This window comes from Tianweitania aestuarii, from assembly GCF_018457165.1.
Taxonomy (GTDB): Bacteria; Pseudomonadota; Alphaproteobacteria; order Rhizobiales; family Rhizobiaceae; genus Tianweitania; species Tianweitania aestuarii.
Genome location: NZ_JAFMNX010000003.1, coordinates 313,903 through 327,842, shown reverse-complemented (window position 1 = coordinate 327,842; position 13,940 = coordinate 313,903). Strand labels below are relative to the sequence as shown.

At 64.7% G+C, this 13,940-nt stretch carries 10 protein-coding genes; 4 read left to right on the top strand and 6 right to left on the bottom strand.

Annotated features, from left to right (window positions below):
* Positions 1–104: 104 nt before the first annotated feature.
* The 4 genes from JYU29_RS13410 to JYU29_RS13395 are packed head-to-tail and all read left to right on the top strand — an operon-like array spanning position 105 to position 3,674.
* Complete coding sequence (locus JYU29_RS13410) at positions 105–509, top strand: hypothetical protein (RefSeq protein WP_213985583.1); 405 nt, start codon at positions 105–107, stop codon at positions 507–509.
* Complete coding sequence (gene trpA, locus JYU29_RS13405) at positions 506–1,345, top strand: tryptophan synthase subunit alpha (RefSeq protein WP_213985315.1); 840 nt, start codon at positions 506–508, stop codon at positions 1,343–1,345. Before JYU29_RS13410 ends, trpA begins: the two co-directional genes overlap by 4 nt.
* Before the next feature lie 39 nt (positions 1,346–1,384).
* On the top strand, positions 1,385–2,308 hold the full coding sequence (gene accD / locus JYU29_RS13400; RefSeq protein WP_213985314.1) for an acetyl-CoA carboxylase, carboxyltransferase subunit beta: 924 nt from the start codon (positions 1,385–1,387) through the stop codon (positions 2,306–2,308).
* Between the two features lie 22 nt (positions 2,309–2,330).
* The gene (locus tag JYU29_RS13395) at positions 2,331–3,674 is read left to right on the top strand and encodes a bifunctional folylpolyglutamate synthase/dihydrofolate synthase (RefSeq protein ID WP_213985313.1); all 1,344 of its coding nucleotides are present in this window, start codon (positions 2,331–2,333) and stop codon (positions 3,672–3,674) included.
* A 6-nt stretch (positions 3,675–3,680) separates the two neighbouring features.
* Here JYU29_RS13395 and JYU29_RS13390 read toward each other — a convergent pair whose 3' ends face one another.
* From JYU29_RS13390 to tsaE, 6 genes are all read right to left on the bottom strand, one after another.
* A complete protein-coding gene (locus JYU29_RS13390; protein ID WP_213985312.1) occupies positions 3,681–4,598 on the bottom strand; it encodes a DMT family transporter in 918 nt (305 codons plus the stop codon).
* 102 nt (positions 4,599–4,700) lie between these two features.
* Positions 4,701–5,021, bottom strand: coding sequence for a thioredoxin (gene trxA / locus JYU29_RS13385; protein WP_189504492.1), 321 nt, complete (start codon positions 5,019–5,021; stop codon positions 4,701–4,703).
* Between the two features lie 90 nt (positions 5,022–5,111).
* Positions 5,112–8,600 carry a double-strand break repair helicase AddA gene (gene addA / locus JYU29_RS13380; RefSeq protein WP_213985311.1) on the bottom strand — a complete coding sequence of 1,163 codons (3,489 nt, stop codon included), beginning with the start codon at positions 8,598–8,600 and terminating at the stop codon, positions 5,112–5,114.
* On the bottom strand, positions 8,597–11,737 hold the full coding sequence (gene addB / locus JYU29_RS13375) for a double-strand break repair protein AddB (protein ID WP_213985310.1): 3,141 nt from the start codon (positions 11,735–11,737) through the stop codon (positions 8,597–8,599). The genes addA and addB overlap by 4 nt, the downstream gene beginning before the upstream one ends.
* On the bottom strand, positions 11,734–12,465 hold the full coding sequence (locus JYU29_RS13370; protein WP_250157441.1) for a nucleotidyltransferase family protein: 732 nt from the start codon (positions 12,463–12,465) through the stop codon (positions 11,734–11,736). The genes addB and JYU29_RS13370 overlap by 4 nt, the downstream gene beginning before the upstream one ends.
* The gene (tsaE, locus tag JYU29_RS13365; protein WP_213985581.1) at positions 12,455–13,918 is read right to left on the bottom strand and encodes a tRNA (adenosine(37)-N6)-threonylcarbamoyltransferase complex ATPase subunit type 1 TsaE; all 1,464 of its coding nucleotides are present in this window, start codon (positions 13,916–13,918) and stop codon (positions 12,455–12,457) included. The genes JYU29_RS13370 and tsaE overlap by 11 nt, the downstream gene beginning before the upstream one ends.
* Positions 13,919–13,940: the final 22 nt, after the last annotated feature.

Genomic DNA, 13,940 nt, shown 5'->3' with positions numbered 1-13,940 from the left:
GATCAAACGTGACCGCCCGCATCGACATCCCTTCGCGTCCTGTCGATGACGGCAACCCGCCTGCCGACGTCTATCGTCCGCGTCGGGCCTGGTTTCAGGCGCTGATGCAGGTCGGTCCCACTGCGATCAAGCTCAACGCGATCTGCGCCGATGCGGCAGCGATCGATGATGCGGTGTTCGACAAGGCCAAAGCGCAGATCATCGAAGCCGAGCCGGAGATGAGTGGCATGCCGCATCTTGGTGCCGGCTTTGCGATCCTGCATGAAGGCGAGGAAGGTCGCTGGCTGCTGCTTCATTGGTGGCAGCCCGGCGGCATTTGCGCCCGAAAGCTCTGGCGCGCAGACCTCCATCCCGATGCGATGTTCGAAGAAGCGGCGCCGCATCTGTTTGCCTGCGTCTGGGAACTGGCACTCATTGACTTCGAGCGGCGCGCATGGATGGAAACAGCGATGTCGCACAAATCGATTTCGGACTATATCGCGACAAGATTTTCCGGAGATACCGTATGACAACCCGCATCGACCGCCGCTTCGCCAAGCTCAAGGATGAGGGCCGTCCCGCGCTTGTCACCTATTTCATGGGCGGCGATCCCGATTATGACACGTCGCTCAGGATCATGAAGGCCATGCCGAAGGCGGGTACGGACGTGATCGAGCTCGGCATGCCGTTTTCCGATCCGATGGCCGACGGCCCGGCCATTCAGGCCGCGGGCCTGCGCGCGCTGAAAAGCGGCCAGACGCTCGCCAAGACGCTGCAGATGGTGCGCGACTTCCGGACCGACGACAACGACACGCCGATCGTCATGATGGGCTACTACAATCCGATCTATCTTTATGGCGTCGAGACCTTCCTGGCCGAAGCCGTGGAAGCCGGCGTGGACGGCTTGATCGTCGTGGATCTGCCGCCGGAGATGGATGAGGAACTCTGCATTCCGGCGATCCGCGCGGGCATCAACTTCATCCGCCTGGCAACGCCGACTACAGACGACAAGCGCCTGCCGAAGGTGCTCGAGAACACATCCGGCTTCGTTTACTACGTGTCGATGAACGGCATCACCGGCTCGGCCCTTGCCAATACCGGCGATGTGACGGAAGCGGTGAAGCGCATCAAGAGCCATACGGATCTGCCGATCTGCGTCGGATTCGGCGTCAAGACGGCCGAACAGGCGCGGGTGATCGGCGCGTCCGCCGACGGCGTCGTGGTGGGTACGGCGATCGTCAATGCGGTTGCCAATGTGCTTGGACCCGATGGCCGCATGACGGCCGATCCCGCGGAAGCCGTTGCCACGCTGATCGGCGGCCTTGCACAAGGGGTGCGCCAGGCGCGCCTTGCCCATGCCGGCTGATCGCCCCATTTTGTTTGCTCAGATAACGGAGAGCCAGCCGTGAACTGGATCACCAACTACGTTCGTCCGAAGATCAATTCCATGCTTGGCCGGCGCGACATGCCGGACAATCTGTGGATCAAGGATCCCGATTCCGGCGAGATGATCTTCCACAAGGACCTGGAAGAAAACCAGTTCGTGGTGCCGTCTTCCGGTCATCACATGAAGATCAAGGGCAAGGAGCGGCTGCGCTTCCTGTTCGACGAGGGGCATTACGAGACGCTCGAGAACCCCAAGGTCGCCGTGGATCCGCTGCGCTTTCGCGACGAGAAGCGCTATATCGACCGTTTGAAGGAAAACCGTGCCAAGACCGGCATGGAAGACACGATCATCAACGCCACCGGCGAGATCGACGGTCTGCCGGTCGCCGTAACCGTTCAGGACTTTTCCTTCATGGGCGGCTCGCTCGGCATGGCGGCGGGTGACGCGATCATTCGCGGCTTCGAAAACGCGGTCGAAAAGAAGCTGCCGCTTGTTCTGTTTGCCGCATCCGGCGGCGCACGCATGCAGGAAGGCATTCTGTCCCTGATGCAGCTGGCGCGCACGACGGTTGCGGTTGACCGGCTGAAGGAAGCCGGCCTGCCCTATATCGTGGTTCTCACCAACCCGACCACCGGCGGCGTCACCGCGTCCTATGCCATGCTGGGCGACGTTCACATCGCCGAGCCCGGCGCCCTGATCGGCTTTGCCGGCCCGCGCGTGATCGAGCAGACCATCCGCGAAAAGCTGCCGGAAGGCTTCCAGCGCGCCGAATATCTGATGGAACACGGCATGGTCGACATGGTCGTGTCGCGCCTCGACATGAAGGCGACGCTTGGCCGGCTGCTGCGCATTCTGATGAAGCAGCCGCCCGGCACGGTGATCGATCCCGAAGCGCTGCCGGCAGCTGCCAGCGACGAAGCGCCGACGCCCGCGCACGCTTAAACCAGACCGACGGTTTTCCCGCATGAGCGCCGCAACCGACGAGAGCCAGGCCGCCCGCGCGATCGAGCGGCTGATGACGCTTCATCCCAAGGGCTTCGACCTGTCCCTGGAACGCGTCACGCGGCTGCTCGAGCGGCTCGGCAATCCGCAGGACCACATGCCGCCGGTGATCCACATCGCCGGCACCAATGGCAAGGGCTCCTGCGCGGCCTTTTCGCGCGCGCTGCTCGAAGCCGATGGGCGCATCGTTCACGTTCATACCTCGCCGCATCTGGTGAACTGGCATGAACGCTATCGCTTGGGCGCCCCCGGCGGTGGAAAGCTGGTTGCCGACGATGTGCTGACGGACGCCATCGAGCGTGTCGCGGACGCCAACCGGGGCGAGACGACCACCGTTTTCGAGATCCTGACGGCGGTGATGTTCGTTCTGTTTTCCGAACATCCGGCCGATGTCGCGATCGTGGAAGTCGGTCTCGGCGGGCGCTTCGACGCCACCAACGTCATCAAGCGGCCGGCCACCAGCGTCATCATGCCGGTGTCGCTCGACCACGAAGCCTATCTCGGCGACCGCGCCGAGCTGATCGCAGCCGAAAAAGCCGGCATCATCAAGCGGGGTGCACCCGTGGTGATCGGCGCGCAGGAAAGCGAAGCCGCGCGCGAAGTGCTCGAATCCACCGCAGAACGGCTCGGCGCGCCTGCCTTCATCTATGGCCAAGATTTTCTCGCCTTCGAGGAAAACGGCCGCATGATCTATCAGGACGACACCGGCCTGATGGACCTGACGCGCCCCCGTTTGCCGGGCCGTCACCAGTTCGCCAATGCCGCCGCAGCGATCGCTGCCGTGCGCGCTGCCGGCTTCAATGTGACGCCTGCAATCGCCGACCGTGCCTTGGAAACGGTGACGTGGCCGGGCCGCATGCAGAAGCTGACCACCGGCAAGCTCGTGGAGCTTGCGCCGCAAGGCGCCGAGATCTGGCTCGATGGCGGGCATAATCCCGGTGCAGGCGCCGTGATCGCCGAAGCGCTGGCCGATCAGGAAGACCGCAATCCGCGGCCGCTGTTTCTCATTGCCGGCATGATCAACACCAAGGATCAGACCAACTATTTCCGCGCCTTCAAGGGCATGGTGCGCCATGTCTTCACCGTGCCGGTCGGTTCAAGCGATGCCGGCGTGCCGAATGACGAACTGGCGGTGCGCGCCGGAGAAGCCGGCCTGTCGGCCGAGCCGATCGCTTCGGTGGGCAATGCGCTCAGCCTGTTGCGCGAAACCTGGGACGAAACGGAAGACGCGCCGCGCATTCTGATCGGCGGTTCGCTTTATCTTGCCGGTCAGGTTCTGGCCGAAAACGGCACGCCGCCGGCCTGATCCCGCTCAAACGCGATCCACCGTTTCCGGCTTCACCGGCGCGCCTACGACCTTCTTGCGGTGGAAGATGAACAAGCCGGCCACGATGATGATCACCGAGCCAAGGATGACCTGAAGGTCGGGCAGTTCGTCGAAGAAGATCACACCCAGAATGATCGCCCATAACAGCAGCGTGTATTGAAGCGGCGCGAGCAGCGAAGCGGAAGCAAGCTTCATCGAGCGCGTCATCATCATATGCGCAATGCTCGCCACGACGCCCAGCATCAGCATGGCGATCAGGCTGGTCAGATCAGGCGTGGTCCAGGCGTTCGCCGACAGGGTGACGCCGATGATCAGCACGCCCACCGTCTGCCACGTCACCAGCACGCTATCTGATGTGTTGCGCAGGAGCCGGCTCAGGATCAGCTGCACGGCAAGCGAAAAGCTGCCCATCACGGCAAACAGCGACGGCCAGGTGAGCGAGGCGCTGGATGGGCGCAACACGATGATCACGCCGATAAAACCGACGAAGATCGCCGTCCAGCGCTTCCAGCCGGAGCGCTCGCCCAGGAAGAAGTGCGACAGGGCCGCGACATAGATCGGGCCCGCCATGTAGAAGGTCAGCGCGTCGGCGAGCGGAAGATAAGCGACGGCTGCGTAGAAGAAGCCGACATCGGCGGCACTCGCCAGAACGCGCAACGCCTGCAAGGCCGGCTTTTCCGGTCGGAACACCGCTTGAACACTGTCGCGCGCCACCAGCATGGGGCCGAGGATCAGGAACGCGCCGATCGAGCGCACCAGAAGGATCTGGCCGACCGAAAAGCTCGCAACCAGCCATTTGCCCATCGCGTCGTTGATCGCAAACAGGAACAAGCCCACCAGCATGATGATCACGCCCGCCGCTGTGGCGTCGGTTGTGCGAAGCTGCTTCGTCCATGCACCCATCGCCACGGCCTTTCGGGTTCACCGCATCACGCTCGCGCTCTTCCAGTCACGAAAAAAGCCCGGCTGTCCAGCCGGGCTTTCGCATGAAATCTGAGCTAAGTGTCAGACGTTTCCGTTGATCCAGGACGACAAAGCCGTCTTGGGGGCCGCGCCGACCTTCATGTCGGCCACTTCACCGGCCTTGAACATCATGAGGGTGGGGATCGAGCGGACGCCGAACTGGGCGGCCAGTTCCGGGTTCTCGTCGATGTTGAGCTTGGCGATCTTCACCTTGCCGCCCATTTCCTGCGAAATCTCTTCCAGCGCGGGCGCAATCATCTTGCACGGGCCGCACCATTCCGCCCAGAAATCGACAACGACCGGCTCGTTGGACTGGAGCACGTCGGCATCGAAATTGTTCTTGTCGACCTTGACGGTAGCCATTGCATAAGTCCTTCAAATGTTGATGGCGCGCTCAGGGGGAGGATGCAGCGCGCCGTTCGAGGGGAGATGTGGGACGTCAGGTCAACCGCGTCAAGCGCGTTGCGTTGAAGCTGCGTTCAATCCTTGCAATGCTGCATCCATGCGCGCGGCCGGCAGGGCGATCAGGCGCGGCGCTTCAGTGAACAACAGAGCCGCTTCGATGCGTTTTTGCGGATAAAGATCGGCCAGCAGCGCACGATACAGTGCGAGCTGCAGCACATAAGTGTCCGGCACGGCGTCCAGATCAGCCGGCGGCGGGCGGTTGGTCTTGTAGTCGAGGATCAGCACGGCCTCGTCCATCACCGCCAGCCGGTCGATCGTGCCGGCAATGGCGCGCGGCGTGTTGCCGAGTTCAAGCGTGCCCATCACCGAAACTTCGGCGCGCGAACCCGGCGCAAACAGCGGCGCGAAGGTTTCGTCGTCCAGCACGGCGAACACAGAGCGCAGAGCGGCGTCGCGCTCCTGTGGCTGCCATCCCGCACCCACCCGGCCGAGATAGCGCTCTGCGGCCGCTGCGCGCGCGTCCGGCTGCATGTCCGGCAGGATCTGGAGCAGGCGGTGGATCGCGTTGCCGCGTTCAATGGCGAAAGACGGTTCAAGCTGCGGATCAAGCACCGGCGAGCGCTGGGTCGGCGCATCCGCCGTCGTGGTTTCGATCAGGGCAGCTGCACGCGACGGGGCCAGCGGGCGCGGCAGTCGCGGGGCGGAGGGCGCCTTGCCGCGCAGATAGGCGGGAAATGCCGGCGCTTCCTCAGACGCTGTCTGGGCCGCATCCTTCAACACGACCGGCTGCTTCGTCACCTGATAATGCAGAACGGTGCCGCGCTCGTCCGGCAGATCGTTCGTCGTGGTTTCGGCCTGACCTTCCAGCCCCTCGCGCACCATCGTGAGCCAGGTCGGATTGGTCGGACCGCGCTTGCCATGATAGCCGCACACGATCAGCTGATCTTCGGCGCGCGTCATGCCGACATAAAGCAGCCGGCGATATTCGTCCTCGGCCTTATCCTTCAAGCCGGCCTCGATCTCACCGGCAAAGCTGTTGTTGAGGTCCTTGCCGGCACGCCACAGGAAGCGTTTGCGCCGCGCCGCATCGGGCGTCTCGTAAGCCAGCAGGCGCGGCAGATGGCCGGCGATAAAGGGTTCGCCGCCGCTGTCCACCAGAAACACGATCGGCGCTTCGAGGCCCTTGGCGGCATGCACCGTCATGATGCGGATCTCGTTGCGCGTCTGGTCCATTTCCCGCTTGATGTCCGGGCCGGACTGGTCGAGCAGCGACAACACGCTTTCGAGATCGGGCGGCCCCGCACGCTCGGCGCCAAGCAGGAAGTTCAGGAATTCGTCCAAGATTTCGCCGGCCTCGTGGCCGAGGCGCGAGATCATCTTTTGCCGGATGCCGTCCCGCCCGAGAACGGCGGCATAGAATTCGAAGGCCGGTTTGAAGCCGGCTTCGTTGCGCCAGCCGGTGAGCTGGTCGAGCACCGCTTTCAGGATCAGATCGTCGCCGGCCCTGCGCCGCAGGCTCGTGTAAAGCGACACGCCGTCGGCACGACCATGCGAGAGGCCAAACAGCGCATCCTCGTCCAGCCCGAAGATCGGGCTTTTCAGAAGCGCGGCGAGCGACAGGTCGTCTTCCGGCTGCAGCACGACGCGGCCGAGTGCCACCAGATCCTGCACCGCGATATGGCCGGGCAGGCTGAGGCGATCGGCACCCGCAACATCGATGCGGCGGTTCTTGAGCGCACGCGACAGCGCATGAATGAAGCTGTCACGCTTGCGCACCAGCACCATGACGTCGCCGGGGCGGATCGGGCGACCCTTGCCGGGCAGGATCGTGTTGGTTTTCAGCCAGCCTTCGACGCGCGTCGCGATCTCTTCGGCCACGAGCACGGCGGGCGCCGAAGCATGATCGATCGCTTCAGCCCAATCATCCGGTTCCTCGATGCTGGTTGCGCCGACGAACGGCCAGGCTTCCACCGAACCCGGCTCCTCCCGGATCGCCTTGTGCTCGAAGGCAACGCCGTCCTGCGTCAGCCCGCGGCGCCGCTCAGGCGTGGAGAAAACGCGATCCACGGCCGACAACACATCCCACGTCGAGCGGAAGGAGCGTTGCAGCTTCACCGTTTCGAACCGCTTTTCAGCACCCTCGACATGCCTCTTGAAGTCGCGCCGGTTGATGTCGAAGCTTTCCGGCTCGGCTCCCTGGAACGAATAGATCGACTGTTTCTCGTCGCCCACCGCAAAGATGGTGCGTTCGGCATCGGCGCGCGCGCCATCGCCCACGAAGAACTCGCCCGACAGCGCGCGGATCACCATCCATTGCTGCGGGCTGGTATCCTGCGCCTCGTCCACCAGAATATGGTCGATTCCCTGATCAAGCCGATAGCGCACCCAGGGACCGGCATCGGAGCGGGCAAGCAGCGCGATCGTGCGGCGGATCAGGTCCTCGAAATCGAGAAAGCCGCCGGCATGTTTCAGGCGCGAATAGTTGCCGATCAGCCGGTCGGCGATGGTGAGTGCTGCCTTCGTGGCATGAAGCATGTCGAGCAGCGCGATGCGGTCGCGGCAGGCAACCAGCCCATCGGCCATTCGGGTGAATTCTTCCGCGAAGTCGGGGAAGCGGGCCACTACCTCCTTTGCCGCGATCTGGCCGGGCTTGCGCGGCTCACCGGATGCGGTGAGGAAGAGCTTGCACAGAAGCGCGAAACACTCCGGTGGCTCGGCCTTGGCCACCGCGCTCAAGCCAGCCGCGAAATCCGCCGCACGCACCTTGTTGGACGCACATTGCGCGATCGTCTCGGCCAACGAGGCATCGAAATAGCTGTCCGGCCAGATCGCCTCGCTCAGCGTTTCCGCCGTTTCATCCGAACCGAAGCCATGCTCTGCCAGCATGTCGCCGCCATGCAGATCGGTGATGGCGGCCTTCAGGTCATCGCGCTTGGCGACGATCTCGTCGAGCAAACGGTCGAGCCCGCTTTCGCCACCGCGCTGCAGAACCGTGGCAAAGGCATCGGCCAGATCCGGCTCGTTGCGGGTGCCGAGCAGCAGTTCGCGCCGCGCTTGCGCCAGGAGTGCGGTGGCCGCCTGTCCTTCAAGCAGCTCGAAATGCCCGGCAATGTTGGCTTCAAGCGGAAACTGATGCAGCAGCGCTTCGCAAAAGGCGTGGATGGTCTGGATCTTGAGGCCGCCCGGCGTTTCCAGCGCCTGCGCAAACAAGCGCCGGGCGCGCTTCACCGTGCCGGCGGTGGCGCTGCCTTCGATATCGGCGATTTCCTTGGCCAGTGCTGCGTCATCCAGCATCGTCCAGCGGCCGAGATCGCGGAAAATGCGGTTGGCCATATTGGCGGCGGCGGCCTTGGTATAGGTCAAACACAGGATGCGCGACGGTTCGGTGCCCGACAAAAGCAGCCGCACCACGCGCTGTGACAAGACATGCGTCTTGCCGGAGCCGGCATGGGCCGACACCCAGACGGAGTTGCCGGGATCCGACGCCAGCGTCTGGTCGCGCAGCGTGTCTTCGGGAACAACGAAGCGGACGCTCATTCTTCGCCCCCTTCGCCGCTTTCCGCTCCGGCCGACCATTCCAGCACGCGGGCGAGATGATCGTAATCGCCCGATGTTTCGGTTTCGCGAAACGGCAGCGCGCGCGACAGGTAGCCGCTGGTGGGATCGGCATAATGCTTGATGAGCGTTTCAAGCCGCGCCCAGGCATCCTCCGCCAGATCGCCCGCACTGCGCAGGGAGGCATTGGCGCCCTTGATTTCCAGGATCGATTCCGGCTCCACCGCCCCGTTCGGCTTCAAGCGGATATAAGCGAGATCGGCCGGCTCGGCCTTGTCGAGCTCCCCGAATGCGCCGCGCCGCAGAAGGGCGGCTTCAAGCGCCAGCTGCGGCGCGATCAACATATGCGCCTGCCGCTTGGACGGCGTGGAGCCGGTCTTGTAGTCGAGAATATCGGCCATGCCGCCGGGCAGAAGGTCGATCCGGTCGGCACGCCCACCCAGCGTCACGCCGGTGCTGCCGACCACCGTCTTGTCGGCCTTCAGCTCGGAATGCCGCGCCGGATCCTTCTGCGCCTGATCCTGTTCCCACGCGATGATGTTGGCGGCCATCGCCTCGAAGCGCGGCCACCAGACCACGCGCAGATCGTCGGGCAGAGCCGCTTGGTCGAAGGCCGTGTCGCCGATCGCGATCAGTTGTTCCAGCGCGTCCGGCGCATGGGGATCGATCTCGGCTTCGGTGAAATGATGCAGAATATCGTGGAAGAGGTTGCCGCGTTCGGCCACGCTCGGATCGCGCAGGACCTCATCGAGCGGCTGAAGTTTCAGGACGCGTTTGGCATAAATCGCATAAGGATCGCGCCGCAGCGTTTCGATTTCGGTGACGGAGAAATGCTTGGGGCGTGCACCGAGCGGCGGCTTCGGATTGGGGCGCGGCGCAAAGGGCACGTCCTGCCGCTCGTCCAGCCTTTGCGCCCAGGCGAGCAGGACGCGGCCGCGCGCACGCGCCGTTTCCGCGACTTCCTCGCCGAGAAAGGTCGTGAGCCGTTGCAGCCAGCGCGACGACACGGCCGGCGCATCGCCCGAGCGTGCGGCGCGCGACAGGATCACCCGCTCGCCACCCAGCGCCATCATGAAATCATGCGCTGCCTGGCCGATGCGCCGTTCCGGCGGTTCCAGCGACAGGCCGCTTTTCATGCCGCGCGACAGAAAGCGGTCCGGTTCAGCGCGGCGCGGCCAGGTGCCTTCGTTGAGCCCGCCGACAACGAGCAGGTCCACCGTTTGCAGCCGGGCTTCCAGCGCACCCCAGATCGCGATGCGGTTATCCCCGGCAATCGACGGCTTCACCGCTTCGGGCGCGATCAGCGCATCGAGCACGCCCGGCCATTCAACGGCCAGGATCTCGTAACCGGCCTGCGTGCCGATCAGTCCGCGCAGGAAATCGGCCACGCCCGCACCCGCATCCCCGGCATAAAGCTCGCTCAACGAACCATCGGCCGAGCGGCCCAGCGCTTCCAAGGCTTCGACGGAAATGCGCGCGGCGGCTTCCGTGGTGAAACGGCCGCCGTCGCGCAGCTCGACCAGCGGCGCCAGCGCCTGTTCAAGCGCAAGAAGAACGCTGCGAGCTGCTTCAAGCCTGGCCGCATCGATGCGCGGCAACCAGAAGGGCTGGCGTTCGGATGCGCCGAGATCGGAGAAGCAATTTTCGAACAAGGTGCCGAGCGTCGCGATATCGGGGCGACCAGTGCCGCCGCGCAGGGCAACCAGTTCGATCATCTCGGCGGCGCGGCGCACCGTGCTGCGCTCCAACCCGAGCGCCAGAAGCGGGTGCTTCAGCAGAGACAGGATCGCGATGGGATCGCCGGGCGAAAACACCGCGCGCACGGCCTGCAGGAGCAGTGTCGCGGGCGGCGTCTTGAACAAAGGCGTGCCGCCGGAATCGTCGGCCGTGATGCCGAAGCGGCGCAGTTCTGCACTGACGCGCCGCGCCAGAATGCGGTCCCCGGTGACCAGTGCAGCCGTCTTGTTGGGTTCCTCGATCGCCTGGCGCAGCGCGATGGCGATGGCCAGCGCTTCATCGCGCTCGGTTGGCGCGTCGAGCAGGGTCACGCCGGCAAAAGCGGCATCGAGATCGTGTCGCTCGTAAGCGCCGCGGTGCTCGGCCCAGGCATCTGTGGTATCGGCCGGGCGCAGCGCTTCGGACAGAGCGGCAAGGCGCAGCGTGCGATGCGCCGGCGCTTGCGCGATCGGCTCGACATCGCCGCGCAACACCTGGAGATGGGCGATCAGCTTGCGCAGCTGATATTGCGGATGGCCGTAAACCGAGGGATCGCTTTCCGTGCGCCCCACCGCACTCCATGCCGCGTCATCCAGATCCTGGTCGAGGCCGGGCAGCACGATCGCGCCATGGCTTGAACGGGCAATCACGCTGAGAAGCTCGGCGGTTGCGGGGATCGAGCCGGTGGAGCCGGCAACGATCACCGGACCGGCTGGCGGGTTGCGCTGCAGGCGCGCGGCTTCTGCGCGGATCAGCGCATTGCGATGCGCGGCCGGATTGCTGCGGCCAAGTTCGGCCAGCATCCCCGGCCATTGCTCGGATACGATCGACAGAAAGGCCAGCGTCACCTGCCACCAGTTGGCGAGCCCTTCGGGCACGAGATCGCCGAGCTTGCCCCAGTCCGCGCCTTCCGTTTCGATCTCGTCCATCAATTCGGTGAGGTCGCGCGCCAACCACAGCGCATCGGCCGACGATGCGGGCACCACGACATCTTCGCCGTAAAGCGCGGCAAGGTGGCCGGGCAGACGCTCGATCCAGCGCCGCACAAGGGGCGCGAGATGCAGCAGGCGGTCGAGCGACGCCACGGGCGGATCGAGATCGACGGTGGAATGATCCGCGCTTTCAAACAAAACGCGGTCTTCTTCGAACTCGCCGAGCGGACGGATCGTGGGCAGGATCGCCGCGCGGCCCTCGCCCATATCCACGAACAGGCTGCGCAGTTCGCGCGCCGCGCGCCTGGTCGGCACGAAGATCGTGGTGGTCGCCAGCGCCAGCGGATCCTCCGCGCGCCAGGTCGCGTCGTCGTGAAAGCGCCCGCTGCGCACGGCTTCAACCAGCGTGGGCAGGAACGGCAGGCCGGCGGGAATGTTGAAAACGCGCGGCCTTGTCGCGCCCGCGCTCATTGTTCTTGCTGCCGCCATGCAGCGACGGTGGCTTCGGCCGGTGCGATCGCATCCGGCGTGCCGACGGTGATCCAGCGCCCGCGCATGACCATGCCATGAAGGCGGCCAGCCGCGATGGCGCGGTCGAAATAGGCATTGAGCGAATGCGGAATGGTGTCCGCGCCGTCGAAGATGCGGGGATGCACGATGCCGGCACCGGCATAAACGAGACCGGACGGATCGCCCTTGGCGCGCTCGAGCCGCCCGTCCCCGTCCAGAAGAAAGTCGGTGGAGCCGGAATGGCCGGTCACATCATCCATCGAGGCCAGCATCAGCAGGATATCCATCCGCCCATCGTCCCACAGCGCTGCCAGACGCGACAGGCTCGAAGGCGACTGGTCCAGCCAAAACGTGTCGGCATTGAGGATGTAGAACGGTTGATCCCCAAGCTGCGGCAGCGCCTTGACGATGCCCCCGGCGGAATCCAGCAATTCGCGGCGTTCGTCGGAGACCGTTATGCGCGGCGACACACGCTGCGACACATGCGCATCGATCTGGTCGGCGAGGTAATGCACGTTGACCACGGCCCGCTCCACGTCTTCCGCTTGGAGCGCATCGAGACCCCAGTCGAGCAGCGTCTTGCCGGCGACCGGTACGAGCGGCTTCGGGATCGTGTCGGTGATCGGCCGCATGCGTTTGCCGAGACCGGCGGCGAGCACCATGGCCGTGCGGGGTGTTCTATTGGGCATCGGTGGATGCCAAAATGCCGTTGTCTTCGACGAAGCGGCGAACGGGTTGAAGTGCAGGATGGCCAAGCGCACGCGCGAAATAGCTGCGGATGCGCGGCAGGTGCTTGAGATAAACCGGCTTGCCGTCGCGCTCGTTCAGCCGCACGAAAATGCCGAGGATCTTGGCGTTGCGCTGCGCCGCCATCACCGCATAAGCACGCTCGAAACCTTCCACGTCGAAGGCGCCCTGCGCCTGCCGCGCCGCGACATAGGCGGCCTTGGTGGAGGCTTCCAGCGCCGGCGCGATATCGACGCGGGCATCCATGGCGAGTGACGCGACGTCATAGGCGGACGGGCCGATCAGCGCATCCTGGAAGTCGATCACGCCAATGCGGTTCAGGCCGTCTTGTTCAGGCCGCCAGATCAGGTTCGGCGAATGATAATCGCGGATGACGAGGTGCTTTTCACCCGTGTCGAGCTGGTCGAACACCGCGCTCCAGGCAGCATGGTAATCGGCGCGCATGGCATCCGACGCCGGCTTGCCGGTGACAGACGGCAAATACCAGTCGATCAAAAGCTCGGTTTCGATATGGAGCGCTTCGCGGTCATAGCTGGGCACGCGGTATGTGTCGCCGCCAACCGGCAGCGTGTCCGGGAAAGACTGCGCGTGAAAAGCCGCGAGCACTTGCGCCGCCAGATGATAGCGCTCCGCGACCGGCTCGCCGACATGCAGAAAATTGCCGGATCCGAGATGTTCGATCAGCAGCAGGCCTTCATCGAGATCCTGCGCGAGGATCGCGGGGGCTGCCATGCCGCGCTCGTACAGCGCCTGGCCCACCGCCACGAACGGCGTGACGCTTTCGGCGAGATGCGCGATCTGGCTGTAAGGCTTTCCATCCCGGATCACCGGCCCGTCGGGGCGCTTGGGCGCGTCCATCAGGATACGCGTCGGCTGATGCGGCTGCGTGATCGTTTCATAAGCGCGGGTGGACGCATCGCCGAACATGAAGCTGCGCTGTGCTTCGCCCTGCCCGGCATCCTGCAGGAAAGCGCGTATGGCGAGCGTGCGCTGAAACCGCGCCAGGGTTGCCGCCGGTCCGTCGAACGTGATCCGGCGACCTTCACCGGAGGCTTCGATCACGACTACGATCGGATTACCCGGCAGATTGCCTTCGGCGCGCTCCGGCCATTCCACCAGAACCACGCCGCGCCCTGCGGCTTCATCGAGGCCGAGCTCGTCCAGTTCGTCGGGCGAGCCGATGCGGTAAAGGTCGGCATGCAGCACGGGCAGCCGCGCCTGATAATCCTGCACCAACGTGAAGGTCGGGCTCGGCACATCGAGATCGGGATCGCCGGCCAGTGCGCGGATCAGCGCGCGTGCCAGCGTGGACTTGCCCGCGCCCAGATCGCCCGACAGCGCCAGAACGTCGCCGGCCGCCACCGCCATTGCAAGATCCGCGCCGAGGCGCGTCATCGCGGCTTCGCCATCCACCTGC

What these genes read in the sequence shown, in the direction of transcription:
- JYU29_RS13410 (WP_213985583.1), top strand. Translation starts at nt 105, where the DNA reads ATGCAGGTCGGTCCCACTGCGATCAAGCTCAACGCGATCTGCGCCGAT.
- trpA (WP_213985315.1), top strand. Translation starts at nt 506, where the DNA reads ATGACAACCCGCATCGACCGCCGCTTCGCCAAGCTCAAGGATGAGGGC.
- JYU29_RS13395 (WP_213985313.1), top strand. Translation starts at nt 2,331, where the DNA reads ATGAGCGCCGCAACCGACGAGAGCCAGGCCGCCCGCGCGATCGAGCGG.
- JYU29_RS13390 (WP_213985312.1), bottom strand. Translation starts at nt 4,598, where the DNA reads ATGGGTGCATGGACGAAGCAGCTTCGCACAACCGACGCCACAGCGGCG.
- trxA (WP_189504492.1), bottom strand. Translation starts at nt 5,021, where the DNA reads ATGGCTACCGTCAAGGTCGACAAGAACAATTTCGATGCCGACGTGCTC.
- addA (WP_213985311.1), bottom strand. Translation starts at nt 8,600, where the DNA reads ATGAGCGTCCGCTTCGTTGTTCCCGAAGACACGCTGCGCGACCAGACG.
- addB (WP_213985310.1), bottom strand. Translation starts at nt 11,737, where the DNA reads ATGAGCGCGGGCGCGACAAGGCCGCGCGTTTTCAACATTCCCGCCGGC.
- JYU29_RS13370 (WP_250157441.1), bottom strand. Translation starts at nt 12,465, where the DNA reads ATGCCCAATAGAACACCCCGCACGGCCATGGTGCTCGCCGCCGGTCTC.
- tsaE (WP_213985581.1), bottom strand. Translation starts at nt 13,918, where the DNA reads ATGACGCGCCTCGGCGCGGATCTTGCAATGGCGGTGGCGGCCGGCGAC.